Annotated in this window: 21 protein-coding genes and 2 pseudogenes; 9 read left to right on the top strand and 14 right to left on the bottom strand. The window is 69.1% G+C overall.

What is annotated here, in order from left to right:
- Positions 1-287: 287 nt before the first annotated feature.
- From WH85_RS42820 to WH85_RS42805, 4 genes are all read right to left on the bottom strand, one after another.
- The gene (locus tag WH85_RS42820) at positions 288-836 is read right to left on the bottom strand and encodes an AbfB domain-containing protein (protein WP_052721210.1); all 549 of its coding nucleotides are present in this window, start codon (positions 834-836) and stop codon (positions 288-290) included.
- Between the two features lie 163 nt (positions 837-999).
- Positions 1,000-1,503 (bottom strand): riboflavin biosynthesis intermediates N-glycosidase, encoded by a 504-nt coding sequence (locus tag WH85_RS42815; RefSeq protein WP_052721209.1) that lies wholly within the window; start codon positions 1,501-1,503, stop codon positions 1,000-1,002.
- A 41-nt stretch (positions 1,504-1,544) separates the two neighbouring features.
- Positions 1,545-2,387 carry an SIR2 family NAD-dependent protein deacylase gene (locus WH85_RS42810; RefSeq protein ID WP_045747923.1) on the bottom strand — a complete coding sequence of 281 codons (843 nt, stop codon included), beginning with the start codon at positions 2,385-2,387 and terminating at the stop codon, positions 1,545-1,547.
- Positions 2,384-3,283, bottom strand: a complete 900-nt coding sequence (locus tag WH85_RS42805) for a macro domain-containing protein (RefSeq protein WP_045747922.1) — start codon at positions 3,281-3,283, stop codon at positions 2,384-2,386. Before WH85_RS42805 ends, WH85_RS42810 begins: the two co-directional genes overlap by 4 nt.
- Positions 3,284-3,367: 84 nt before the next feature.
- Here WH85_RS42805 and WH85_RS42800 point away from each other — a divergent pair, with 84 nt between their 5' ends.
- The 5 genes from WH85_RS42800 (at position 3,368) to WH85_RS42780 (ending at position 8,549) form a co-directional block, all read left to right on the top strand.
- The gene (locus WH85_RS42800) at positions 3,368-4,285 is read left to right on the top strand and encodes a helix-turn-helix domain-containing protein (RefSeq protein WP_045747921.1); all 918 of its coding nucleotides are present in this window, start codon (positions 3,368-3,370) and stop codon (positions 4,283-4,285) included.
- A 127-nt stretch (positions 4,286-4,412) separates the two neighbouring features.
- Positions 4,413-5,972, top strand: a complete 1,560-nt coding sequence (locus WH85_RS42795) for a lysyl oxidase family protein (RefSeq protein ID WP_045747920.1) — start codon at positions 4,413-4,415, stop codon at positions 5,970-5,972.
- Between the two features lie 69 nt (positions 5,973-6,041).
- Positions 6,042-7,199, top strand: coding sequence for an LCP family protein (locus WH85_RS42790; RefSeq protein ID WP_245674342.1), 1,158 nt, complete (start codon positions 6,042-6,044; stop codon positions 7,197-7,199).
- A gap of 59 nt (positions 7,200-7,258) precedes the next feature.
- Positions 7,259-7,792, top strand: coding sequence for a hypothetical protein (locus WH85_RS42785; protein WP_157411582.1), 534 nt, complete (start codon positions 7,259-7,261; stop codon positions 7,790-7,792).
- A gap of 10 nt (positions 7,793-7,802) precedes the next feature.
- Positions 7,803-8,549: an SDR family NAD(P)-dependent oxidoreductase gene (locus WH85_RS42780; RefSeq protein WP_045747918.1), complete on the top strand. Its 747-nt coding sequence runs from the start codon at positions 7,803-7,805 to the stop codon at positions 8,547-8,549.
- 91 nt (positions 8,550-8,640) lie between these two features.
- Here the strand turns inward: WH85_RS42780 and WH85_RS42775 are convergent, their stop codons facing one another.
- Genes WH85_RS42775 through WH85_RS42750 form a run of 6 tightly spaced genes read right to left on the bottom strand, consistent with a single transcriptional unit; the run spans position 8,641 to position 15,199 of the window.
- The gene (locus WH85_RS42775; protein ID WP_045747917.1) at positions 8,641-9,330 is read right to left on the bottom strand and encodes an HAD family hydrolase; all 690 of its coding nucleotides are present in this window, start codon (positions 9,328-9,330) and stop codon (positions 8,641-8,643) included.
- A complete protein-coding gene (gene wecB / locus WH85_RS42770; RefSeq protein ID WP_045747916.1) occupies positions 9,327-10,460 on the bottom strand; it encodes a non-hydrolyzing UDP-N-acetylglucosamine 2-epimerase in 1,134 nt (377 codons plus the stop codon). The genes WH85_RS42775 and wecB overlap by 4 nt, the downstream gene beginning before the upstream one ends.
- Positions 10,457-12,592, bottom strand: coding sequence for an exosortase/archaeosortase family protein (locus WH85_RS42765; protein ID WP_045747915.1), 2,136 nt, complete (start codon positions 12,590-12,592; stop codon positions 10,457-10,459). The genes wecB and WH85_RS42765 overlap by 4 nt, the downstream gene beginning before the upstream one ends.
- The gene (locus tag WH85_RS42760) at positions 12,592-13,926 is read right to left on the bottom strand and encodes a glycosyltransferase family 2 protein (RefSeq protein WP_245674341.1); all 1,335 of its coding nucleotides are present in this window, start codon (positions 13,924-13,926) and stop codon (positions 12,592-12,594) included. Before WH85_RS42760 ends, WH85_RS42765 begins: the two co-directional genes overlap by 1 nt.
- A 53-nt stretch (positions 13,927-13,979) precedes the next feature.
- On the bottom strand, positions 13,980-14,684 hold the full coding sequence (locus WH85_RS42755) for a PIG-L deacetylase family protein (protein WP_245674340.1): 705 nt from the start codon (positions 14,682-14,684) through the stop codon (positions 13,980-13,982).
- A complete protein-coding gene (locus tag WH85_RS42750) occupies positions 14,648-15,199 on the bottom strand; it encodes a hypothetical protein (protein WP_045747913.1) in 552 nt (183 codons plus the stop codon). The genes WH85_RS42755 and WH85_RS42750 overlap by 37 nt, the downstream gene beginning before the upstream one ends.
- A gap of 143 nt (positions 15,200-15,342) precedes the next feature.
- Here WH85_RS42750 and WH85_RS42745 point away from each other — a divergent pair, with 143 nt between their 5' ends.
- Both WH85_RS42745 and WH85_RS54280 read left to right on the top strand, forming a co-directional pair.
- Positions 15,343-17,061 (top strand): OFA family MFS transporter, encoded by a 1,719-nt coding sequence (locus WH85_RS42745; protein ID WP_245674339.1) that lies wholly within the window; start codon positions 15,343-15,345, stop codon positions 17,059-17,061.
- The gene (locus WH85_RS54280) at positions 17,058-17,165 is read left to right on the top strand and encodes an MFS transporter small subunit (RefSeq protein WP_425394694.1); all 108 of its coding nucleotides are present in this window, start codon (positions 17,058-17,060) and stop codon (positions 17,163-17,165) included. Before WH85_RS42745 ends, WH85_RS54280 begins: the two co-directional genes overlap by 4 nt.
- 93 nt (positions 17,166-17,258) lie before the next feature.
- Here WH85_RS54280 and WH85_RS47910 read toward each other — a convergent pair whose 3' ends face one another.
- Entirely contained in the window at positions 17,259-19,154 is a 1,896-nt protein-coding gene (locus WH85_RS47910; protein ID WP_169792571.1) for a DUF6881 domain-containing protein, read from the bottom strand.
- 79 nt (positions 19,155-19,233) lie between these two features.
- Between WH85_RS47910 and WH85_RS53505 the strand changes: the two are divergent.
- Positions 19,234-19,323: pseudogene (locus WH85_RS53505) on the top strand (IS5/IS1182 family transposase); the annotation flags it as partial.
- 70 nt (positions 19,324-19,393) lie between these two features.
- On the opposite strand, the gene WH85_RS51255 reads toward WH85_RS53505, so the two are convergent.
- A complete protein-coding gene (locus tag WH85_RS51255; protein ID WP_157411580.1) occupies positions 19,394-20,929 on the bottom strand; it encodes a WD40 repeat domain-containing protein in 1,536 nt (511 codons plus the stop codon).
- 79 nt (positions 20,930-21,008) lie between these two features.
- Here WH85_RS51255 and WH85_RS51250 point away from each other — a divergent pair.
- A pseudogene (locus WH85_RS51250) lies at positions 21,009-21,095 on the top strand (IS5 family transposase); the annotation flags it as partial.
- Positions 21,096-21,210: 115 nt separating this feature from the next.
- Here WH85_RS51250 and WH85_RS51245 read toward each other — a convergent pair.
- A complete protein-coding gene (locus WH85_RS51245; RefSeq protein WP_157411579.1) occupies positions 21,211-22,143 on the bottom strand; it encodes a DUF6881 domain-containing protein in 933 nt (310 codons plus the stop codon).
- Between the two features lie 333 nt (positions 22,144-22,476).
- Positions 22,477-22,888, bottom strand: a 412-nt coding sequence (locus WH85_RS42730; RefSeq protein ID WP_045747911.1) for a hypothetical protein, incomplete at its 5' end; no start/stop codon positions are given.

Genomic DNA, 22,888 nt, shown 5'->3' with positions numbered 1-22,888 from the left:
CCACGGTCTGCCCCGAACCACCTACACCACCGTCGACGACGGCCGAGCCCACCCAGCCGTCGCCAGTGGCTCTACGCGGCCCACAAAACCACCACCAGCGACGGCTGCGCAAACGCGGCGGTCGATCACGAACGCCGGCCCCTCAGGAACGACAGCCGTCCACGCCTACGACCGGACACACCCGTCACTCGATCACGAACGTCAGGCCCACCACGGACGTCAGGCCCACCACGGACGTCAGCCGATGTCTTTACACACCCGGGGCCCCGAGACGCCGACCGAACCGGTCAGCGGAGGTCGGCCAGTGGGGGTTCCAAGGCCCACGTGGAGTCCTCGGCGAATGCGGTGGAGCCGTCGTCGGCGGTCAACCACAGGTGGAAGCCGGTGTGGCGCACGTAGTGGCCCGGATAGTTGTAGGACTCCAAGGACGTCCAGGAGGCGCCGACGGCGGCGTTGCCGGGCCGGAGGTGGAAGGTGGCGTCCTCGCGGAACAGCGCGCTGCCGTCGGACTGGTCCATTGTCAGGCGGCCGGCGTGGTGCCGCAGGAAGTAGCTCGGGAAGTTCTTCGACCGCAGTGCGATGCCGGTGCCGGCCAGTCCGGGTACGAGCGTCCAGGTGGCGTCGTCGCGGTCCAGGTCGGTCGTGACGGTGGTCAGCTCGCCGAGTGCGTAGCGGTGCCGGACGAAGTGGCCGGGCATGTTGAACGACTCGAGGGAGTAGTAGGTGTAGACGTCGGGCTGCGGGATCGGCGGTCCCGCAGCCGCGCGCACCGACGGGGCGACGACGAGCAGAGCGAGAACGACGGTGAGGAGGAGACTGCGGGTGGGGTTCCTCATGGCGGCGCGCTCCTGCCGGTCGAGACAGCGGGGACGGCGGGGACGGCAAGGACGGCAAGGACGGCGGAAACGCGCGGGGACGGCGGAAACGCGCGGGGACGGCGGAAACGCGCGGGGACGGCGGAAACGCGCGGCTTCACCGCGTACTGATCATAGGTATTTGTCAGGGATTTTCGCGGAGAATGTCGCGGACCTGCATCAACGCGACGCCCAGCAGGTTCTGGCCACGCCACTGTGCCGGATCGGCGGCGCGCGGATCGTCGCGGGTCAGCCCGATGCCCCAGATGCGGTCCATCGGGCTGGCCTCCACCAGGATCCGGGCGCCCGTGCCGAGCAGGTACGCCCCCAGCGCCGGGTGCTGCCGGAACTTGGCGGTGTTGCCGGCGACCACGATCGGCACCCGGTGTTCGTCCCACGTCTCCTGAACGAATCCGGACACCCGGCCGCCGAGTTTTTTCGCCGCGTGGGGATGGGGGGCGGCCAGGATCTGCTCGGCCATCGCCGCGTCGCCGAACAGCTGGGCCTTGCCCCACATCATGTAGTGCTCGGCGCTCGCGAACACGACGCCGTCGACGGTGAACGACGACGGGAACCACTGGCTGAGGCAACCGGCCCCGGCGCTGCCGTCGGCTTCGGGCTGGTGACCCCAAAAGTACAGGTACTTCATGCCGGGCAGTCTGCCGAACCCGGCCCTGATCCGCCGCTGATTTACCCGAGGCGGGCCAGCAGGACGTCGGCGGGAGCGGCGACGCCGAGGGCGTCGCCGCCCAGGGTGGCCGGCACGTCCGGGTGGTCGCGGTTGATCCGGATCAGACGTCCGCCGGGGGCCGCGGCGGCGAGGCGTTCCATCGGCCAGCGGATCACACTCGGGGTGTTGTAGCCGCTGCCGATGTCCAGGACGAGCAGGCGTTCGTCGTGTCCGCCGGCGGCCAGCCAGTGCTGCAGGCGGTCGCGGGCGGGCAGGTGGAAGTCGGGGATGTACTCCGGGCCCTTGTGGACGTTGAGGAACACCGGTCCGCCGCAGCGCGGGCAGGCCGGGATCGCGTCCGGGTCGGTCACCTCGCCGGTGGCGGGGTCGTAGGCGGCGAGTGCGGCGTCGACGATCGGGCGGCTCTCCCAGGTCTCCCGGGTGCACGGCCGTTCGCACTGGTAGCGGCCGTAGTCACCCTGCGGGGTGTAGACCCGGTCGGCGTCGAAGCCGTTGCGGGCGAACAGCGCGTCCACGTTGCTGGTCATCACGAAGTGGTCGCGGTCGCCGACCAGGTCGCGCAGCTTCCGGTACACCGGGTGCGGGCCGGGGCCGAACCGGACGTCGGCGACGTGCGTGGACCAGTATCCCCAGAGCAGCGCGGGTGGCAGCGGGGCGCCGATCAGTTCGTACCGGGCGCGCAGTCCCCGCCGGTGCAGCGCGGGGAACAGTTCGGCGAAGCGCCGCGTGTCGGTGTAGTCGTATCCGGCGGCGGCGGACAGTCCGGCGCCGGCGCCGATCAGGATCCGGTCGGCGCCGGCCAGCCAGTCGCGGATGGTGTCGACTGTTGCGGTGATCGTCATGAGGGATCCTTCTCGGTCAGGGCGTGGCGGTAGTGGTCCAGGTCGGCGGTGCTCCAGACGTCGAAGATCACCCGGAGCGGGAGGCCGGGCCGGGCGGCGAGCCAGGCGGCGACGGTGTCCAGCGCGATCCGGGCGGCCCGCGCGGCCGGGAACCCGAACAGTCCGGTGCTGATCGAACAGAAGGCCAGGGTGCGGATGCCACCGGCCTCTGCCGCGAGATCCAGGCAGCTGGTGTACGCGTGAGCGAGCGTCCGCACATGCCCCGGCCGCAGCGGACCGTCCACGATCGGCCCGACGGTATGGATCACGTAGTCGGCCGGCAGGTGGTAGCCCCGGGTGATCGTCGCCGTTCCGGACGGTTCCGGTCCGGGCCGGGTGCCGGTGATCGTCGCGCAGTCGGCGCGCAGTCGCGGGCCGGCGGCGGCGTGGATGACGTTGTCGACGCACCGGTGGTCCGGCTGGAAGCAGCCGAGCAGGCGGTCGTTGGCGGCGTTCACCACGGCACCCGCTCGCAGCGCGGTGATGTCGCCCTGCCAGAGGACGGTCCGTTCGGCGGCCGGGTACCCCGTTCCCGGGTACGCGTCGGCGATCGTCGGCAGACCGGCCGCGTCCACCGTGTGACGTGCCTGCCGTTCACCGCCGAGCAGCGCGTCGAGTTTCGGGACCGCGTCCGGTGGCAGCGGTCCCGGTCCGCGAACGGTCAGCAGTGCGCGCAGCAGCGCCCGTCTGCTCCCCGCGTCGCCGGCGGCCGGGATCGCCCTGCCGGCCGCGAGCAGGGGGAGCAACTCGCCGACGAGGGTGTCGTGGGCGGCCGCCGGGGCGGGTTCGGCCGCCGGACGGAACACCTCGTCGAGGTCGATCAGGGCGCGGTACTCGTGGAGCAGCGTGGTGGTCATGCGGTGCCCCTTCGGTGGTGATGTCCTGCAGCGACCACGCTAGGTCCGCCCCGGGGCCCCAGCCGGGTACGATCACGACCCGTGATGGTCAAAAACCGACACGCCCCGTCCGGGATTCCGGAGATCCGGTTCGCCGCCCCGGCCGGGATCGCCGCCGGGATGGAGGTGGTCGGGCTCGGCCGGCTGCGGGAGCGGACCGCGGGCGGCGTGCTCGGCGCGCTGCAGCGCCCCACGTTCCACCACGTGCTGACGGTCCGGACGGGCGTGCTGCGGTACACCGTCGACTTCACCGCCCACGACCTCTCCCCCGGTTCGTGGCTGTGGGTCCGGCCCGGCCAGGTGCAGCAGTGGGGCGACCCGTCCGGGGCGGAGGGCACGCTGGTGCTGTTCCGGCCGGACTTCCTGGGCGCGGAGCCGGCGTCGGCGGCCCGGCTCGACGACCCGTACGCCCCGGTGCTGCTGCGGCCGGCCGGCGACGAGCACCGCCGGCTGACCGCGGCGCTCGGCCACCTGGCGGCGACGTTCGACGATCCGGGACGGCTGCCGCTGGACGCGCAGCAGGACGTGCTGCGTCATCTGCTGGCCGCGTTCGTGCTGCGCCTGGCGCACGCCGGGCCGGTCGCCGGCGCCCCGGCGCCCGCTCCGGCGGATGCCTTCCTGCGGTTCCGGGACGCGGTGGAGCGCCGGTACGCGAGCAGCCGCCGGCTGGAGGAGTACGCGCGGTTGCTGGGCTACTCGGCGCGGACGTTGTCCCGGGCCACGCAGGCGGCGGCCGGGGTGAACGCGAAGGAGTTCATCGACCGCCGGGTGGTGCTGGAGGCGCGCCGGCTGCTGGCGCACGGGGACGATACGGCGGCGCGGGTGGCGACGCGGCTCGGGTTCAGCAGTGCGACCAACTTCAGCAAGTACTTCCACCAGCGGACCGGCGTCACACCGATCGCCTTCCGGGAGTCCGTGAGGGCCGGCGTGGGTGGGGACGCGGTCGTTTCCGCGTACCCCTGAAGGAGAATGACCGGCCTCCCCAGATCGTGCCAACCGGTTCTGTCCTCATAGGAACTTCACAGTCGATCGCCTTCGATGGCCCGGAAGCGGCCGGAACACCGCCGGCCGACCAACCGGGAAGGATCACATGGCTGACCCGAAGAAACGCCTGTTCACCATGGTCGCGGTGAGCAGCACGCTGGCGCTCACCGCGGCCGGTGTGGGTGTCGCCCAGGCCTGGGCGGCGACGCCGCCGCCGCTCTCGTTCGTCGCCGCGACGTCCGCGGTGACCGCCGAGAGGTTCGTGTGGGAGGACGAGGTCTACCTGAACTTCGACCTCGGCCTGCACGTGATCGCCGGGGCCGACCCGCTGGAGATCCGGGCGAAGCGCAGCGGGTACGACAAGCCGATCGTCGCCGAGCGCCTGGTGACCCAGAACGGCAAGAAGAAGTGGGTGACCCTGCCGGCCGGCACGGTGACCGATTTCAACGGTCTCAAGGACTTCACCACGATCAGCATCGCGAACGCATCGGGGGAGGTCGTGACCGAGTACACGACCTCGTTCTGCGGCAACACCTGGAGTTCGGCGCGGACCCGGCCGGACGCCCCGGCGACCAACCCCTACCCGCGGGACTGCGGCGGGTACAACCCGTTCACGCTCGGCGCGGTGTGGGGCGTGCAGGCCGGCTGGAACGCGGCCGTCCCGGACGTGCCGCAGCAGGAGACGTTCGACCTCGTGCCGGGTGACTACACGGCGACCGCGACGGTGAACCCGGTCTACCGGGATCTGTTCGGCATCACCACGTCGTCACTCACCGTCGACGTGTCGGTGGTCGAGGGCGAGGACGGCAAGGGCGCGGGTCTCGCCGCGAAACGTCAGGCGGAGGCCGAGGACCCGCAGGCGGCGCCGGCCGGCGAGCACGACCTGCACAGCGCCGAGGGTGACGCGGAACGGCAGGTCTCGTCCTATCTGCCGGAGTTCCGTGCCCCGGCGAAACGCCCGTCGACGCTGGCGGCGGTGCCCAGCGGCCCGAAGCCGGACCTGCGGTCGCTGCCCGCGTGGGACATCGCGCTGGAGGAGGACGCCGACGGCAAGTGGTACGTGAACTTCGGCGCCACCGTGTGGAACGCCGGCACGTCGCCGCTGCTGGTGGACGGTTTCCGGCGTTCCGGGACCGAGCTGATGGACGCCTACCAGTACTTCTTCGACGCCAAGGGCAACCAGGTGGGGTCGAAGGAGGCGGGCACCATGGAGTGGGACCCGCGCGAGGGTCACATGCACTGGCACTTCACCGACTTCGCGCAGTACAACCTGCTCAACGCCGACCAGTCGCTCGCGGTGCGCAGCGGCAAGGAGGCGTTCTGCCTGGCCAACACGGATGCGGTCGACTACACCATCCCGAACGCGAAGTGGCGGCCGGACAACACCGACCTGTCCACGTCGTGCGGGGCGAACACCGTGGTCGCGGTGCGTGAGGTGCTGGACATCGGCAACGGTGACACCTACAGCCAGTACCGGCCGGGACAGTCGTTCGAGATCACCGATCTGCCGAACGGCACGTACCACATCCAGGTCCTCGCCAACCCGGAGAACCGGCTGGCCGAGCTGAGCACGACCAACAACTCGGCGCTGCGGGAGATCGTCCTCGGGGGTACGCCGGAGAACCGGACCCTGGTCGTACCGCCGGTGCACGGTATCGACGGATAACCGGACCGCACTGCCGCCCCGGCCACGATCGGCGCCGGGGCGGCAGTGCGGTTGACACACTGTGCGACCATGCGCGAGGTCGTGCCGCGCGGGGAGAGTCACGTGTCAGAAACCACGAAACACCGTTTTCCGCTATGGATCGTCTTCTATCTGATCACCGGTCTCCTGCTCATGCTGGCGAGCGGCGGCGCACTCGCCGCCGAGCAGGCGGTGTATGCCCGGATCGGATCAGTCCAGGACGACACCCTTTTCGTGGAGGTCCCGGCGAAAGGCCCGGAAGAGCCGGAGTCGGACATCGAGGGGCCGCTGAACATCCTGATGGTCGGCATCGACCCCCGCAACGCCACCGAGGCGCCCCGCTCCGACTCGATCCTGGTGGCGCACATCCCGGCCGGGCTCGACCAGGCGTACATCTTCTCCATCCCCCGCGACCTGTACGTACAGATCCCCGCCTCGGAGAAGGCCGAACTGAGCGCCCATCACGGCAAGATCAACGGCTCGATGTCGCTGGGCAGCCGGGTCCCCGGCTCCGACCTGCCGGACACCAACCAGGGTTTCCAGCACCTGGTGAAGACCCTCGGCCAGGTCACCGGGATCAAGAAGTTCGACGCCGGTGCGATCATCGACTTCGGCGGCTTCAAGGACATCGTCGAGGCGATGGGCGGCGTCACCATGACCGTCGACCAGGAGGTCCCCTCCGAACACCTCAAACCGGACGGCAAACCCCGCGACCGGCTGTCCCACTGCGCCGACAACACCTGCGACCACCCCTACTACGGGGAACAGAAGGTGTACAAGATCGGCACCTATCACCTGCAGGCGTGGGAGGCGCTCGACTACGTCCGGCAGCGGTACCACCTGCCGAACGGCGACTACGACCGCCAGCGCCACCAGCAGCAGTTCATCCGGGCGATAGCCGAGCAGGCACTCAGCAAGGACATGGTGACGAACCCGTCGAAACTGCTGCGGGTGATGGACGCGGCCGGCAAGTCGCTGACCTTCTCCGGCGGCGGCCACGACGTGACGGAATGGGCCGTGGCACTACGGCACCTGCGCACCCAGAACATGGTGACCGTCGCCCTGCCCGGCCACGGGGTCTCCGTCAACGGCTCGTACGCCGGCGAGGAGTTCGAACCCGAGGTCGCCGACTTCTTCACCGCCGTCCGCACCAACACCGTCCCGCAATTCCTTCTGGATCATCCCGAGTTCGTCAACACCGGCGGCTGACGTCTACCCGACTCGGAGGCGCTGGTGCGAGCCCGGTCCGGGCATCGATGATGGACGACATGGGGCCAGCGGGAGAACGCGAACTGTGGAGCCAGACCAGTCCCGGCGGATGGGTGGCCCGCGACGTCTACCTGTTCGCCCTCTCCTGCTTCGTGCCGCTCGACCTGTTCCTGCTGACCTCGTCGATCACGGTCGCCGCCCCGGTCACGGCCCTCGTCGTGCTGGCCCACCTGATCTGGGCGGCCCTGGCGATCCGCTCCTGGTGGCGGCACTACCGCACCGTCGTACGGATGTGGACCGACCCGGCCAGGCCGGGCATCGTGTGGCTCCGGCGGGCCGACGACACCGTGGAATCGTTGGTCCCGGACCGGATCCGGCAGATCCGGGTCGTGCACACCACCGGCTGGTTCCAGGGCGAGAACCCGCAGAGTTACCGCCTGACCCGGGTGAGCCTGCAGGCCGGCCTGGCTTCCTATCCGCTGGGCGAGCTGGACAGCTGGCCGGCCACCCGCAAGGCGCTGGAGCGGACGTTCCCGGGCGCGCGCCTCAACGAGCGCACCATCCACCGGTCCAGCCGCGAGAGCGCCGACTGACGGCCCGCCCATGACCCGAACCGTTCTGATCACGGGCGCCACGGGCGGGATCGGTGGCGCGCTGGTGCGGGCGGCCGCGGATCGGGGCTGGGCCGTCCTGGCCGCCGCCCGTAACGGGTCCGCGCTCCAGGCCTTGTGCGACGCGGTGCCCGGAATGACTCCGCTGCCGGCCTTCGACGGATCACCAGCACGGCACGACCCGGCGCCCGGGACAACGCCGCTGGTGGTCGACCTGCGCGCCCCGTCCCGCTTCGCGGAGTCCCTGCCCCGGCTCGGCCGCCTGGATGCCGTGATCCACTGTGCCGGCATCGCGGAGGTGGCCCCGGTCGCGGAATCGTCGTACCCGCTGTGGCACGACACGCTGACCGTCAACGTGGCAGCCGCCGCAGAGATCACCCGGCTGTACCTCCCGGCATTGCGTGCCGCGGCCGGTCACGTCGTCTTCGTCAACGCGACGCCCGGCCTGCACGCGGTGCCCCGTTGGTCGGCCTACACGGCGAGCAAGGCGGCGCTCCGCGAGGTGGCCGACGCCCTGCGGCAGGAGGAGGCCCCGCATGGGGTACGCGTGACCTCCGTCTTCCCGGGCGGCACCGCAACGGGTCTGCTGCGCGAGGTACGTTCCGCGTTCGGCCGCCCGTTCGACCCGGCCGACTGCATCCAGCCGGAGACCCTGGCAGACCTGATCCTGAACGTCCTCGACATGCGCAACGACGCCTACATCCCCGAGCTGTCCGTCCTGCCCACCCCACGCCCCTGACCCACCGCCCGCCAGGCCCCTGTGCGGACGGTCTCGTGAGCCATGGAACCCGGTTGCGGCCGGTGAGCCTTCACGCGTACGCCGAAGAGCGTCACGAAATCAACAGAGCCGCAGCCGCCGGCAGGTCCGCGGCCACGACGGTGGCCGCGGGGTCGTCCGGGACGTCGGCGTATTCGCCGGTGCACACCCGGATCGAACGCGCCCCCAGCGACGCCGCGACGGCGGTGTCCTTCGCGGGGCGGTCGCCGATGACGACCAGGTCGGCCGGGTCCGCGCCCAGGGCCTGAGCCGCATGGAGCAGGCCCGACGGGTGCGGTTTGCGGTGGGTGCGGCCGCCCAGTTCGTCGGTGATGACGACCGCCGTGAAGAATCCGGTGAGCCCGGTCGCGGCGAGTTTCGCGCGCTGGATGACCGGGTTGCCGTCGGTGAGACAGGCGACCGGGAAGCGTTCCGCCAGGGCTGCCAGTGCCGTCAGTGCTCCCGGATAGGCCGGCAGCCGCCGCGGACGATAGGTCGTGAAGGCCGCGACCAGGGCCGGCACCAGGCCCGTGGCCTCGTCGGCGTCGAGTCCGTAGTCGCCGAGGGCCCGGTCGATGGTGCCGCCCCGGTCCGAACCGGCCACGAGTTGGCGACGGACCAGGCGGGACAGCCGGACCGGGTCGAGTCCCGCCAGGACCGCCCCCGCCCGTCCCACCGCGCGGGACGCACCGTACAGGTAGGAGGACTGCGGGAAGATCGTGTCGTCGAGGTCGACGACCACTCCTGCCGGGGCCGGGTTCATGCCACGGTCCAGGGCAGCGTGCCGTCGGTGTAGTCCGGCTCGTCCAGGGCGAGCAGCGGGTCGAGGGCCGGGTCCGCCAGGATCGCCGCGACCTTCCCGCCGGTGTGGCCGTCGCCGTACGGGCAGGGCAGCGCCGCGATCCGTTCCAGTTCGTCCGGGGTGCTCAGGCGCTGCGCGGCCCGTAGCGCCCGGTCGGCCTCGGTGTCGCTGCCGATGCCGGTCAGGACGGCGGCGCCGGTCTCCACGCCTTCCCATCGTGGCGTGGACCGGCGCAGCACGACGGCCGGCACGCCGAGGTACGCGGCTTCCTCCTGGAGCCCGCCGGAGTCGGTGACGACCACCCTGGCGTGGGCGAGCGCGTGCAGCAGCCGGTCGTACGGCAGCGGTTCCTCGGCGGTCGCCAGCCGGGCCTCGAGGCCGTGCTCGCGCAGGCGGGCCCGGGTCCGCGGGTGCACCGGGAACCGGACCGGGCCGATCTCGGCGAGCCGGCCGATCAGGTCGGTGAGACGGGCCAGCCGGTCCGGGTCGTCGACGTTGGAGGCGCGGTGCGCGGTCACCAGCACGCCGGTGCGCACGGCCGGTGGGACCGGGGTGACCCCGCGCAGGCGCAGGGTGTCGATCACGGGGTTGCCGACGACGAAGATCCGGCGCGCGGGTACGCCTTCGTCGGCGAGGAACGTGGCGGCCCGGGCGGTCGGCGCGAAGTGGATCTGCGCGGTGGCCGCGGCGACCCGGCGGTTGACCTCTTCGACGCTGCGCGGGTTGAAGCTGCGCAGGCCGGCTTCGAGGTGCGCGAACGGGATGCCGGTGTTGCGGGCGGCCAGCGCGTACGCGGGGACGGTGTGCGTGTCGCCGAGGGTCAGCACCAGGTCGGCGGGGTGGGCGGCGAGGGTGCGGACCGCGCCGGAGACGAGGGCGCCGAGCCGGTCCGGGCCGGGCGGCAGGGTGAGCCGCAGGTCGGCGGTCAGTCCGAGGGTGTCCTGGACGTCGGCGCTCATCGCGGCGTCGGCGTGCTGGCCGGTGTCGACGGCGAGGACCCGGTGGCCGGCGGCGCGCAGGGCGGCGGCCACCGGCGCCAGTTTGATCACTTCGGGGCGGGTGCCGAACGCCAGGACGATGCGGCGGTTCATCGGCCGGCGCCGTCGGTCGCGTGGGCGAAGGCGAAGGCGGGTACGCCGGCCAGTTCGGAGGCCGGCCCGACAACGGTCGTCAGCGCATGGTCGGAGGCGGGCACGGCCGGCGGGAGAGAAACGGGCATGCCGCCGGCCGGCGGGTCGGGGACGGGTGTGCCGTCGGCCAGCGGGTCGGGGACGGGTGTGCCGTCGGCGGTGTAGTAGACCTCGCTGAAGTGCCGGGCCATCCGCACGTCCGGGCGGAAGCCGAGGACGGGCAGGTCGGCGTCCGGGTCGAGGATGCCGTCGACGTAGGTGCCCACCACATCGGCGCCGGCCGCCAGGGTCAGTGGGAGGCCACCGGAGAACCGCGGGTTGACCTCCACGACGGTCGCCTCGCCGTCGTCGTCGACGAACCCCTGCACGTTGGCCGGCCCGGTCAGGCCGACCGCCCGCAGGGTCGCCGCGACCACTTCGGTGACCGCGACCGAGGTAAACGTGGTGCCGCGGACCGAGATGCCGCCGCGGGTCTCGTCGCGCCAGCGCGGAACGCAGGCCAGCAGGGTCCCGTCCCGGCCGACCAGCGCGTCGGCGGTGAACTCGCGACCGGCGAGGCGGGTCTGCACGATCGCGCCGGGGACGGTGGTGAACGCGTGCGCCAGGTCGCCGGGGTGGTCCACCAGCACGACGTCGCGGCTGCCCCGGCCGCGGGACGGCTTGATCACCCACGGGCCGGGGACCTTCATGATGGTGGCCAGGGTCCAGGCGGTCGCCGGGTGCGGGACCCCGGCGGCGTGCAGTACCTGCGCGAACGCGACCTTGTCGAGGCAGCTCTCGGCGGCGGCCAGGTCCGGCAGCCAGGTCAGGGTGCCGCGTTCGCCCAGTCGCGGGCAGAGCGGGGCAAGTGCGCCGTACTCCTCGGCGACCGTGCAGACCAGGGCTGACGGCCGATGCCGGTCGACTACTTCGAGGAGCTTCTCCGCGTACCCCGCATGGTCGGCTTTGGGAAGGACCGCTTGCAGGGCCGTCAGACGCAGGCCGACCGCGTCGGGGTTGGCGTCCAGTGCCAGGATCCGGTCGCCGCGGGCTTGCAGGGCCCGGATCACCGCGACGCCGGCCGGACCGCCCGCGCCGGTGACCGCGATGAGCCGGCCGCTGTCCGGCCTATCCGGAATCTCCTGATGAGTCGGCCGCATCAGCCAGGCCCGGGCCCACAGGCGCACCGCGATCACGTCGGCGCCGGCCACCGGCTCCCACTGGCGGGCCGCCACCGCGTCGGCGAGCGCGTCCAGCACCATCGGGTCGGTCTCGTAGGTGGCCACCGCCAGCAGCGTCGCGGTGTGCACCCCCAGACCCTTCTCGGCCAGCTCCCGGATGATCGCCACCCGGCGGGCGGGTTCCTCGTGACCCACCCGGTAGTCGATGCGGCGCTGCTCGCGGCGTTTGGCGAGACGGCGGGAGAGGGCCTTCGGCAGCAGGCGGCGGTGCATCATCGCGGCGATCTGCACCTTCTGCACCCTTGGTTCCACGATCGGGGCGGCCTGCTCGTCGACCGGTGCGGCGGTCATCCGATGCCCCAGGCCCGGACGCGCCCACGCCGTCGGACGGTCCGCCGTGTGCCGGCCGGCGGCATCCTGTTCGGCACGTTCCGCGTCATACATCGTCATTCCGATCATGATCAGCAAACCGACAAGCGTGTACGCGAAGTTCAGCGCCGCACCGACCCAGTCGTGGAAGAACACCAGCGCGTCCACCGCCAGATACCGGCCGGCCAGCAGCGAGAGGATCAGCCGCACCTGGTTGGCGGCCAGGACGAACACGCTCGCCACCGCCAGACCGGCCAGTGCCTGCGGCCGTTCCCGGAGCGCCACCAGGGCGAGCGCCGCCAGGGCGAGCACACTGGCGAGGATCGAGCAGGAACCTGTCATCTCGGCCACCACCGGCTCGAACCCGGGGCCGAAGACGACGAACGAGTCGCCGAGCGCGCCGGAGATCCGGTCGACGCCCATCAACTCGATGATCGAGGAGGCCAGCGTGACCTCGAAACGCCGGACCGGGTCGATGTACAGGACATAACCGCCTACGCAGAACGCGACCGCAACCGCCATCTCGAGCAGGACGAGCCGGCGCCGGCGGGCAGTCGCGCTCATCACGCCGCTTCCCTCAGTGTGCCCAGTTCGGCGACCTCCGCGCGGGCGATCGGTGCAATCGTGGAGGTGGCACCGGATCGGGCGGTCTTGGACCAGCTGTAGGCCCTGCCCCACATCCCGTCGAAGTAGGCGGCCGTCGCGGTCAGGATCGACATGCCGAACGCCGGGATGAACCCGACGAGCATCCACACCGCCCGGCGTTCGACCCGCCCGAGCACCAGCCCCACCGCCAGCTCGGTGAACGGCCCGGCGAACAGCAACGCGGACAGGGCCACCATGTGCATCGGCGACGAGCCACCGATCCCGACCGCACGGAGCAGGATCAAAAGCAGACCCAGACCACACAGCACGGGTACGTGGTAAACCCAGAGGAACAGCATCGACTCGAGCTTCTCCATCAGCGTCAGATGACGGGTGCGCAGAATCGGGCGCCAATAGTCCCGCAGGCATTTCTGGTGTCCGCGGGCCCAGCGGTACCGCTGTTTCCAGAATCGCCGGGAGGAGAGGACGGCCTCCTCGAAGTCGACGGCCGACGGGTCGTACCGGACCCGGTACCCGTCGAGCAGCAACCGCAGCGTGAGGTCGGTGTCCTCGGTGACGGTGTGCGGGTTCCAGCCGCCCAGGCCGCGGATCAGCGTGGTCCGGACGGCGCAGTTGGCGCCCCCGTAGGCGGGCAGCTCGAACAGGGCCTGCCGGCCGTACTCGTTGACCAGGTAGCCGGACAGGTAGTCGATGAAGATGGTGCCGGCCAGCGGCGACTCGATGCCGTTGCGGACCACGCAGCGGCCCATGACCGCGCCGACCTTCGGTTCGCGGAAGTGCCGGACCAGGCGGCGCAGCACGTCGGGTTCGGGCTGGTGGTCGGCGTCGAAGATGACGGCGATCTCCGCGTCGACCAGGGCGAGGGCGTCGTTGAGGGCACCGGACTTGCCGCCGCCGGCACCGGGTTCGCGGTGCAGGACGCGCAGGCGGGGGTCGACGACGGTCCAGGCGTCGAGGCGGTCGCCGGTGCCGTCGGTGGAGGCGTCGTCGACGACGACCACGGTCAACTGGTCGCGGGGGTAGTCGAGGCCGAGCAGGGCCGCGACCATGCCGTCGACGACGAGTTCCTCGTCCTTGCAGGCGACGAGGACGGCGACCGACGGGGTGAAGGCGCCGATCAGAGGTGCGTTGATGTCGCGTTCGGCCCAGCGGGCGGCGGCGATCGCGAATCCCAGGTGACGGAAGAAGAAGAGTAGGAAGACGATGTTGAGGACGGTGGCGATGCCAGCAAGTGTCGGGTTTACTCCGAAAAATGCGCAGGTGATGGTGAATATGGCGGCATGTCGCGCCAAACCCCACCGGAAGTGGGTCGGGGACGCCACACGATGATGACGTCCCCGATAGCTCATACCGCCACCCGGGCCTCGAGTCCCGAAATCTCCGACAAAGGTGCCACGATCGGTGGGGCCAGATCCCAGACGAACCGCGCCGGGACGAACGCCTCCGCGTACCGCACCCGGGCCTGCGCCCCGAAATGCCGGGCCGAGGCCGCCACCACCTCGGGGTCCACCATCGCCGAGTTCTCCACCTGGCTGTGGTGACAGGCCAAAGCGTCGATCTTCCTGTTCAGGTACGCGGAGATGTCCACGAAGACGGACGGTTCGAACCGGGTCGTGGACGGACTCCGGTAGTGCAGGATCCGCCGGCTGTGCCGGGCCGCGGAGATCGCCGCGGCCGCCACCGCCCGGTGATCCTGATGCGAATCGTCCGGTGCGTGCACGTACACCACGTCAGCATCGGTGTCCCGGATCGCCGCCTCGATCACCGCCACGGTCGCCGCATCCGGCGCCACCGCGCAGTCCTCCAGCGGCCCCCAGCGCAGCAGACAGTCCAGGTTCCGGGCCGCCGCCTCAGCCTCCGCCCGCCGGAACCCCACCGGCCCGGGACCGTTCTGCCCGCCGGTGATCACCAGCATCGTCACCGCGTCCCCCGCCGCCCGGTGCGCGGCGAGGGTGCCCCCACAGCCCAGCTCGATGTCGTCGGGGTGCGCCCCGATCGCCAGCACGCTGCGCATCATCGAGGGCCGGCCGCCGCCCGGCGCCGGCGCCACACGGTCACCACCACGGCGGCGACACCGGCGAACGCCAGCACGATCAGCGGGCCCGAGCCGTTGCCGCCGGCCGGCAGACTGACGTCGTTGCCGCAGGTGGGCCGTTTCCAGGTGGCGGAGACGCTCTTGCCGCCGACCTTCCACGTGACGGTCGTCGTGGCACTGACCCAGCCGGTCGCGAACGACGCCTTGTGCGTACCCGGCTTGAACTTGGTGGTCACGTCCGCCTCGGTCGTGGTGGTGCCGCCGGCCAACGTGACCTGATTGTTGTCGCCCGCCGCGATGGTGCCGGTGACGCTTCCGCCGACCGTGTAACCGAAGACCGCGCGGTAGGTGTTGTCCTCGCTGTTCTTGAGCACACAGTCGCAGGTGGGAGTGCCGTTGAGGGTCTTCCAGGTCGCGGCCGCCGGGCCGGAGTTGAGCACGAGCGCAGTCACCACAGCGGCGATCAGCGCGACCGCGCCCGCCGTGATGGCCACGCCGCGGCTACGCAGCAGCGCGGGTTTACCCGCCATGGACCCCACCTCCAGGAAGTCGTGATGGTGCGACCTCCCGATCGGTAATCCGGGCTTCAGGTTGAGAACTGGCGTAACACCACATTTTATGATCGAATGCGCTCGATCGCTCCCCCTACCAGGTAAAACAAGGGAGGCGCCGAGTGTCTCTACTCACCGCCCTCGACCGTGAACATACGACCGCCCCGGCGGGCTACAGCCGGTGGTTGATCCCGCCGGCAGCGCTCTCCGTGCACCTGTGCATCGGCCAGGTGTACTCGACGAGCGTCTACAAGAACTCCTTCATCGCACACTTCGACGCCAGCCAGACCGCGATCGGCATCATCTTCAGCATCGCGATCGTGATGCTGGGCCTGTCCGCCGCCGTCGGTGGCACCTGGGTCGAGAAGAACGGCCCGCGTAAGGCCATGTTCGTCTCCGCCTGCTTCTGGGCGCTCGGCTTCCTCGTCGGTGCTCTCGGCATCGCCACCCAGCAGCTGTGGCTGCTCTACCTGGGTTACGGCGTGCTCGGCGGCATCGGCCTGGGCATCGGCTACATCTCCCCGGTATCCACCCTGATCAAGTGGTTCCCGGACCGCCCCGGACTCGCCACCGGCATGGCGATCATGGGCTTCGGTGGTGGCGCGCTCCTGGCGAGCCCCGCGTCCCGCCAGCTGCTCTCGTTCTACGACAGCGGCTACGACCCGACGGTGGCCACCTCGGTCGCCTCCGGCCACGCCCTGCTGCTGCTGTTCCTGACGCTCGGCGCCGCCTACTTCGTGATCATGATGTTCGGTGTCGCCACCATCCGGGTCCCGGCACCCGGCTGGCGCCCCGAAGGCTGGGACCCCTCGACGGTCAAGTCCAAGCCGATGATCACCACCGCGCACGTCTCCGCGGCGAACGCCGTGAAGACCCGCTCGTTCTGGCTGCTCTGGATCGTCCTGTTCTGCAACGTGACCGCCGGCATCGGCATCCTCGAGCAGGCCAGCCCGATGATCCAGGACTTCTTCCGTGAGAACGGCACCTCGGCCGTGGCAGTCGCCGCGGCGGGCGGCTTCGTCGGCCTGCTGTCGCTGTTCAACATGGGCGGCCGCTTCGTCTGGTCGTCCACCTCGGACATCATCGGCCGCAAGCCCATCTACATGATCTACCTGGGCGCCGGCATGGTCATGTACCTGCTGCTGGCCACCGTCGGCAGCAACGCCATCCCGCTGTTCGTCCTGCTGGCCGGCGTGATCCTGTCGTTCTACGGCGGCGGGTTCGCGACGATCCCGGCGTACCTGCGCGACCTGTTCGGCACGTTCCAGGTCGGCGCCATCCACGGCCGCCTGCTGACGGCGTGGTCCGCGGCGGGCATCGCCGGCCCGCTGATCGTCAACGGCTTCCTGGACAGCCAGGGCAAGCCCGGCACCCTGACGGCGTCGGCGTACCAGCCGGCCCTGCTGACGATGGTCGGCGTGCTGGCCATCGGCTTCATCGCCAACCTGCTGGTCAAGCCGGTCCCGTCGAAGTTCCACGAGCCGACGGGCCCGCTGCCCACGGCCGCTCCGGAGGCGGCCCCGGTCGCCGAGCCCGAGCCCGAGACCGCCAAGGCTGAGGCTGAGGCCGAGGTCATCGAAGCGAAGCCCGAGCCCGTGGCCGACGCTGAGGTTGCCAAGCCTGAGGCTGCGGAGACCGAGACCGAGACCGCGGTCGCGGTCGCTGAGCCTGAGACCGTCGAGGCCGAGGTCGCTGAGCCCGAGGCCGAGGTAGCCGAGGCCGCCGAGGTCAAGCCCGAGGCAGAGGTCGAGCCGAAGGCCCCCGAGGCCGCAGTGGCCGAGGCCGAGCCGAAGGCAGACGCCGAGACCGAGGCCGAGAAGAAGAAGGAGACCCCCGCATGAAGACCTCCACCGCGCGACTGGTCGCCTCCTGGCTCCTGGTCACCGTCCTGCTCGGCTACGGCATCATCCAGACGCTGATCACCGCCGCCAAGCTCTTCGCCTGACCGCTCCCCCAGTACCGCATCACCTGCCCTCTCCCACTCCCGAGCCCGTTCCGGCCCGGTTGCCGGGAGAGGGCAGCGGTGTTCCCGCCCGTCTCACCAGGTAGCCGACAGCGGGTGGTCGTCCGGCGCCCAGCGCAGCGCGAAGATATCCGCGCATACCTCCTCGGCCACGGTTGCCGGGTCGTTCGTGAGCTCCGCCCAGGAGGGCACCGGCTCCGCCCGCAGGACCACGCCGTCCCGTGCCGGATGGTCCCGGTCGACCCGAACCTTGCGGCCGCCCCGGAACCCGACGACCTTCCGCCGTTCGTACCCGTCCGCCCCGACCTCGACCGCAGTCTCGAACGGATCGCCGCTCGACCGCGCCCCCAAGTGGTGCACGGTCAGGTACCACGGTTGCGGCTCCGCCCCGTGCCGTCGCCGGAGCCGGGCGGCCAGCGTCTGCTGGGGTTGGAACAACCGGTGCCGCACACAGTTCTCCGCCGCGGGTTCACACACCGGCCATGCGCACAACTCGTGACAGGCCCCGGTCGACTGCCATCCGAGCGCCCGCACCACTCCCGCGAGCCGGCGAGTCATCAGTTCGGCGGACGACGCCACCGCGGCGAACCGCGACGTGATCGCCGCCGGATCCCGGGCCGCGTCGGCCAAGGCACTCTGGTCGTCCTCCTGATCCGCCCGCTCGCGGTCCGCCCAGTCGGCGATCAGATCCGTGTGCCGCACCAACCTGTCGAGGGCTTCCCAGATCCCGGCCGCCCACTCCGGAACCGTGACCGCCACCGACATCCGCGCCGGCGCCGCCCCGGCTGCGTTCACCGCGATGCCGGCGATCACGCTCTGGAAATAGTCCGGCCGGTCGTACTCCTGCAGGTGCCCGACCGCCTCCTCGAACTCGTCCAGGCTGATCAGCACGTCGTCCGCCACCCCGTCCGGTCCGAGGAGGCCGCGTACGGTCTCCTCCACCGGACCGCACAGCGGCGACCCGAGCGCGTCGAGCAGCGCGTGAAGGCGCATCAGGCACCAGACGTCCCGCAGCACCACGGGTTCCGCCGTCCCCCACCCGAGACCGATCAGCTCGATCCCGGTGGCGGCGCCCCGGAGCAGGTCCCGCCACCAGCCCACGATCCCCCGCTCCCGGTAGGCGACCCACCAGATCCAGGGCAACGACCGCACCATCTCCTCGACGGCCGGCTCGGTCGCCACGCCGTCCACGAACGTCAGCAGCGCGGCTGGCGCACGTCCCACGGTCAGGCACAGTTCGGCGACCGCTCCACCCAGCCGGACGCCGGCAGCTACTGCCTCGGCAGACCACAGCGACCGCGACCACGCGATCGCACCAGCCGTGTCCCCCTGCCCGGCCCGGTGCTGCGCGATGCAGAGCGCCAGGATCATCCGCACGGTGTCGTCCGACTCGACCGTCAGCCGCGCCCGGAGCAGCGCCTCCCGCCCCCGTTCCACCGGCACGGCACTGACCAGCACGTAGGCGGCGCGTCCTCGTACCCCCGCATCATGGTCGTCCAGAAGTGTGGCCAGAAGCCCGGTGTAGCGCCCAAGCACGGTCCGCACTGCCTCGGCATTCCAGCTGTCCCGGTATCCCCACGAGTCCCAGACCTCCTCCGGGCGCGTCACCGCAAGCATCTCGGCCCGCAACTCCAGGCGGAGAGTGTCCATCCGCGCCAGGTCGCCGACGAGTTGCAGCATCTCGGCCCGCCGATGACCGCTCCGCACCGCAGCGCTCCGCAGCAGTTCGGGCACCACGCCAACCCCGAAGACTCCGGTGTTGCCCTCGCTCTTCGTCGCGGCACGCAGCCGGCCGAGCGCCGCGTCCACTACGGCCGGGTCGTCGTCACCCAACCGTTCCAACGCCGCCCGTATCTCCTCGAGCCGCCCATCACCGGCGACCCTGTCACCCCACCGAAAATCGTCGAGTGAGACGACCCCCGCCGGCAGGTGGGCCACCACCTCCCGAACATCGAAGTCCCCGTCCCACACCACGCGCCTCCTCCGACCGGAAGCAGCAGCGTAGCCCGGACCACAGGTAGGACGACGTCGCAATTTGCGCGTCGCAGAGGCCTTGACCGGCGCGAAGGTGATGACGTTCACCGACAAGGCATACCAAGGCGCCCACGGCAGCGTCCGGACACCGTTCAGTGCGCCACGTCAATAACCCAACCAACTCAGGATAGAAATAACTCATTGATTCCGGCCCTCACAGCCGAGGCGCATTTGACTCAGTGGGCCCGCTCAGGCCAACCATGTGGTGGCCTGGTTCGAATCACATTATTGCCAACCGCGGCGAGGAGGTCGCCATCTTCGGTAACTGCAATACTACTTGGCGACTCGGGCAACTGCAGAGGAGAACACAACTGATCACCGGATTCGACATCAACAAGGGAAACAGTTCCGTCGTCGCGGGCGATATAGGCAGCCGGCCAGGAAACGATCGCCAACGAAACGACCGGCGGACCAATCAAATCCGGGCCGACCGGCTCACCCGTAAGGCCAGAGGCCCACATTGTTCGCCGACCTCCGGCTCGATCAGCGAAATTTCCCACCAAAAAGTGGTCACCATCCATAGCCTCCACGAAGTAACCGTCGAGACGATCAATAGATTCGGGCGGCACCTTCAGGTCGTCTAGACGGAATATCTCCGGAGGGCGGCCAACCGCTGATATCACTGCAACCGGATCTCCGTCGACCACCCTCGTCAGCAATCGAAACGTACCCCCATATTTCCGGACCTCGTCGAGGAGCGCGCCGTCGATTGCCCGCCAAACTTGCAGGAGTCCGCGATCAGCCGTCACCAGCACCCGCTCACCACGCACCACGGCTATGGCCAAATCCTTGATTTGCGGAACGCTTAATTCGATAGATGGAGTCATCTCGGTACCGCTCGTGAGATTCCACCGCTGCAGCCACCGGTGAGAAGCCTTGGTAGACCCCGCCCCGGTCCCGGCCATCACGTTCTGCTCGTCCTCCCAGACGACCAGTGATTTGAATCCCGGAATGCCAGTGTGTGTCACCTGGCCGGCCAGAACACCACTTTCGGATCGGCGAACCATAAGCGTGCCACCATCATCAGCACAGACCACCACCCCAGGAACAGTCGCGTCCAGCAAGACGACTTTAGCCTCGTTGCCCGCCAACTGCCTATCTGGAACCTTCGGATTCCACAAGCCGAGCATTCCGTCTTCGGCCGACCCCGTCACCAGCCAGTCCTGACCGTCATATCGAAGTGACGCCAGTACCGCCTTATGTACAGGTCCCGACAGCGGCGGCCCCGCCGGTTCCCCTCTCATGAAATCCCACAGATGAATTCGCCATCTTGTCGGCACCGCCAGCATTCCACCCACCATCGCCGGCTTGGGTCGGCCGCAGCGACCACCCCACACCCGCCCTCGATACTCCGAGAAGTCGTCGACATGAGCATCGATCCGGCAACCTGTTCGAGCACCACTGTTGACGTCGTACATGACAATCTCTCGCGAGCCGGTCACGACCGCCAGCACATCCCTGCCATCCACGTTCGCCAGAACCACGCCTGCAACGGCGCCGAGATTCCCCTTTCCCTCGATGGACAGCGGCAGCCTCTCACCCACCTGGGCATCCCACGGAAAGAGATCTCGGCCCGCGGTCACCACCACCCGCCGTCCGCTACTCAGCAGCCCTCCACAGATCGCCAACGTTCCTGGTGAGTCGAGGATGCTCAGCAACTCACCGGTCACCAAATTCCAACGCTTCACCACGCCGTCGGCACTCAGCGTCACCAGCCCGGTGCGGGTGGCCGGGTTGTCGGGTACGTCGAGGCAGGTGCCGTCGATGGCGACGACGAGCAGGCCGGCCCACCGGGGCGTGGAGAAGGATTTTCACGTCCTCTCGCGTCGGTGGGTGGTCGAGCGAACCTTCGGGTGGCTGATGCAACATCGGCGCCTGCCCCAGTCAGCCTCAATCGACTCCGACTACTAAATTCAGGCACCCGCGCCATGCCACATGTCACACAGGTCGGCCGCCTGCCCTTTGACTGGAAAAACAGAAGCCCGAACCACAGCTACCACTGCCCGGTGGAGGTTTCGGATCGCGCTGCAGCCCGCACCCACATTTCTTCGAAATGATCCTTTGAGATCTCCTTGACAAAAATGTCGTCGCGACTTTCTAGCTCACTCAAAGGAGGAACTAGTAAGTCGCTCGGAAACACCTCCCGTCTGGCATCCGAACCTCCGACCTTCTCAACGATCCCGTCTCTATAGAACTCCAATTTACGCATTTCGCGACCGTCCACGCCAACTTCAATCATGGAGTTTACGGGCGCGGATTTATCGCGCTTCCTGAAACGAATCTGGACGTACCAGATTCTTGCGGCAGCACCATGCTTCCGGCGAAGAACCGCTCCAACGGCCTGCTGCCTCCATGACCCATGAACACAATCGATAAGGCCTGAGGCGCATACCGGCCAGTCACATTGCCCCCCACAAGGACCTTGAGGGGTCCACCCTAGATCGCGTACCAAGCCGAACAATTGATGCCGAAGCGCAGCATTCTCCGATTCAAGAGACAGCAGGCGGTTCGTCATACCCTTAGGGGAACTACTGATGTTTGCTAGCGCCAGGTCATCGAGGTCTTGCGCCGCTTGCTCTCGCAATTGGAACGAACGGGAATCAGGTTCATCGCCTGATAGCTGCAACCATCCCACCTTGTAAAGCTCCCAGTCGAACGCCCGCCACGCGTCGTCAGCAGCGAAACGAACCGCATCCCTTCTTGAGAGCCTCCCGAGCGAGAAACCTGAGGCTCGGATCGCAGTTGAGGCGATTATTGCCTGCACCCGACTTGACCCGCCATCATCCCCGCTTCGATCGACCGCTTCACAATAGCCGTCCAGATCGATGATAGTCGAATCGGGCGGAACCCCTCCCCGACGCACATTTTCCAACACCACATTGTACCGACTTGCCAACGGCGAACGAAGCGCGTCCAGTAACGGCACCAAACGAATTAGACAAAGCGCGTCACTCGATTCGTGAATCACCAGCGAACCCTCTACCTCCGACGATGGAACATGGAATTCACCGCCACACGCCATTTAGTATATTTCGGCAGGTCCTGCTCACCCCCATTAATCGAGCTCGGAACCATTCCAGGCACGCCTTTCAATTTGCTGGCACAGCCCGGGCAAATCCGAGTGCTAGACGCTATTCCGAGCAGAATATGATTTGGCCCTAACTTGGCAACGATGTTTGCCTCGGCGCCTTCAGTGCCGAACTTGAAATTCTCACCTTTTCGCATCGAATTTCGGATGCTTCCTGGCATGTGAGGGCCTTCACAAGCGATCCAGGTCTCGTAGGCCCCTTGCTGATCCTTCCCTCCAGTCATATTCCATACGAGTGCCACAGAAACCGTTGACCTCTTCTTCAACTCGACCGTCATAAAGGTCGTCCGCACGGTTCATGAGGTCCCAGAAATCATCGTCGGCGACTTCCGGACCGCTGTTTTTGTGTACGAGGACCGGTTCGACGCCAGCGATTACATAATCCGTGTGGATCTCGGCGACGGTGAGGTCGCGCATGACCTTCGGGCCGGTGTGCTCGCGGACGTCGGTGACGTACTGGAGTTCACCGTCCGGGCCGGTGAGAGTCGACTCGCCGGGGATCAGGTCGGCGGCGTCGCTCCATTCACCGGTGGTCGCGTCCCAGAAGGGATGGTGTGACGTGGTCTCCAGAACCGACTCGGTC

The organism is Actinoplanes rectilineatus (assembly GCF_000962825.1).
GTDB classification, from domain to species: Bacteria; Actinomycetota; Actinomycetes; order Mycobacteriales; family Micromonosporaceae; genus Actinoplanes; species Actinoplanes rectilineatus.
This window is presented reverse-complemented; position numbering and strand designations above follow the sequence as displayed.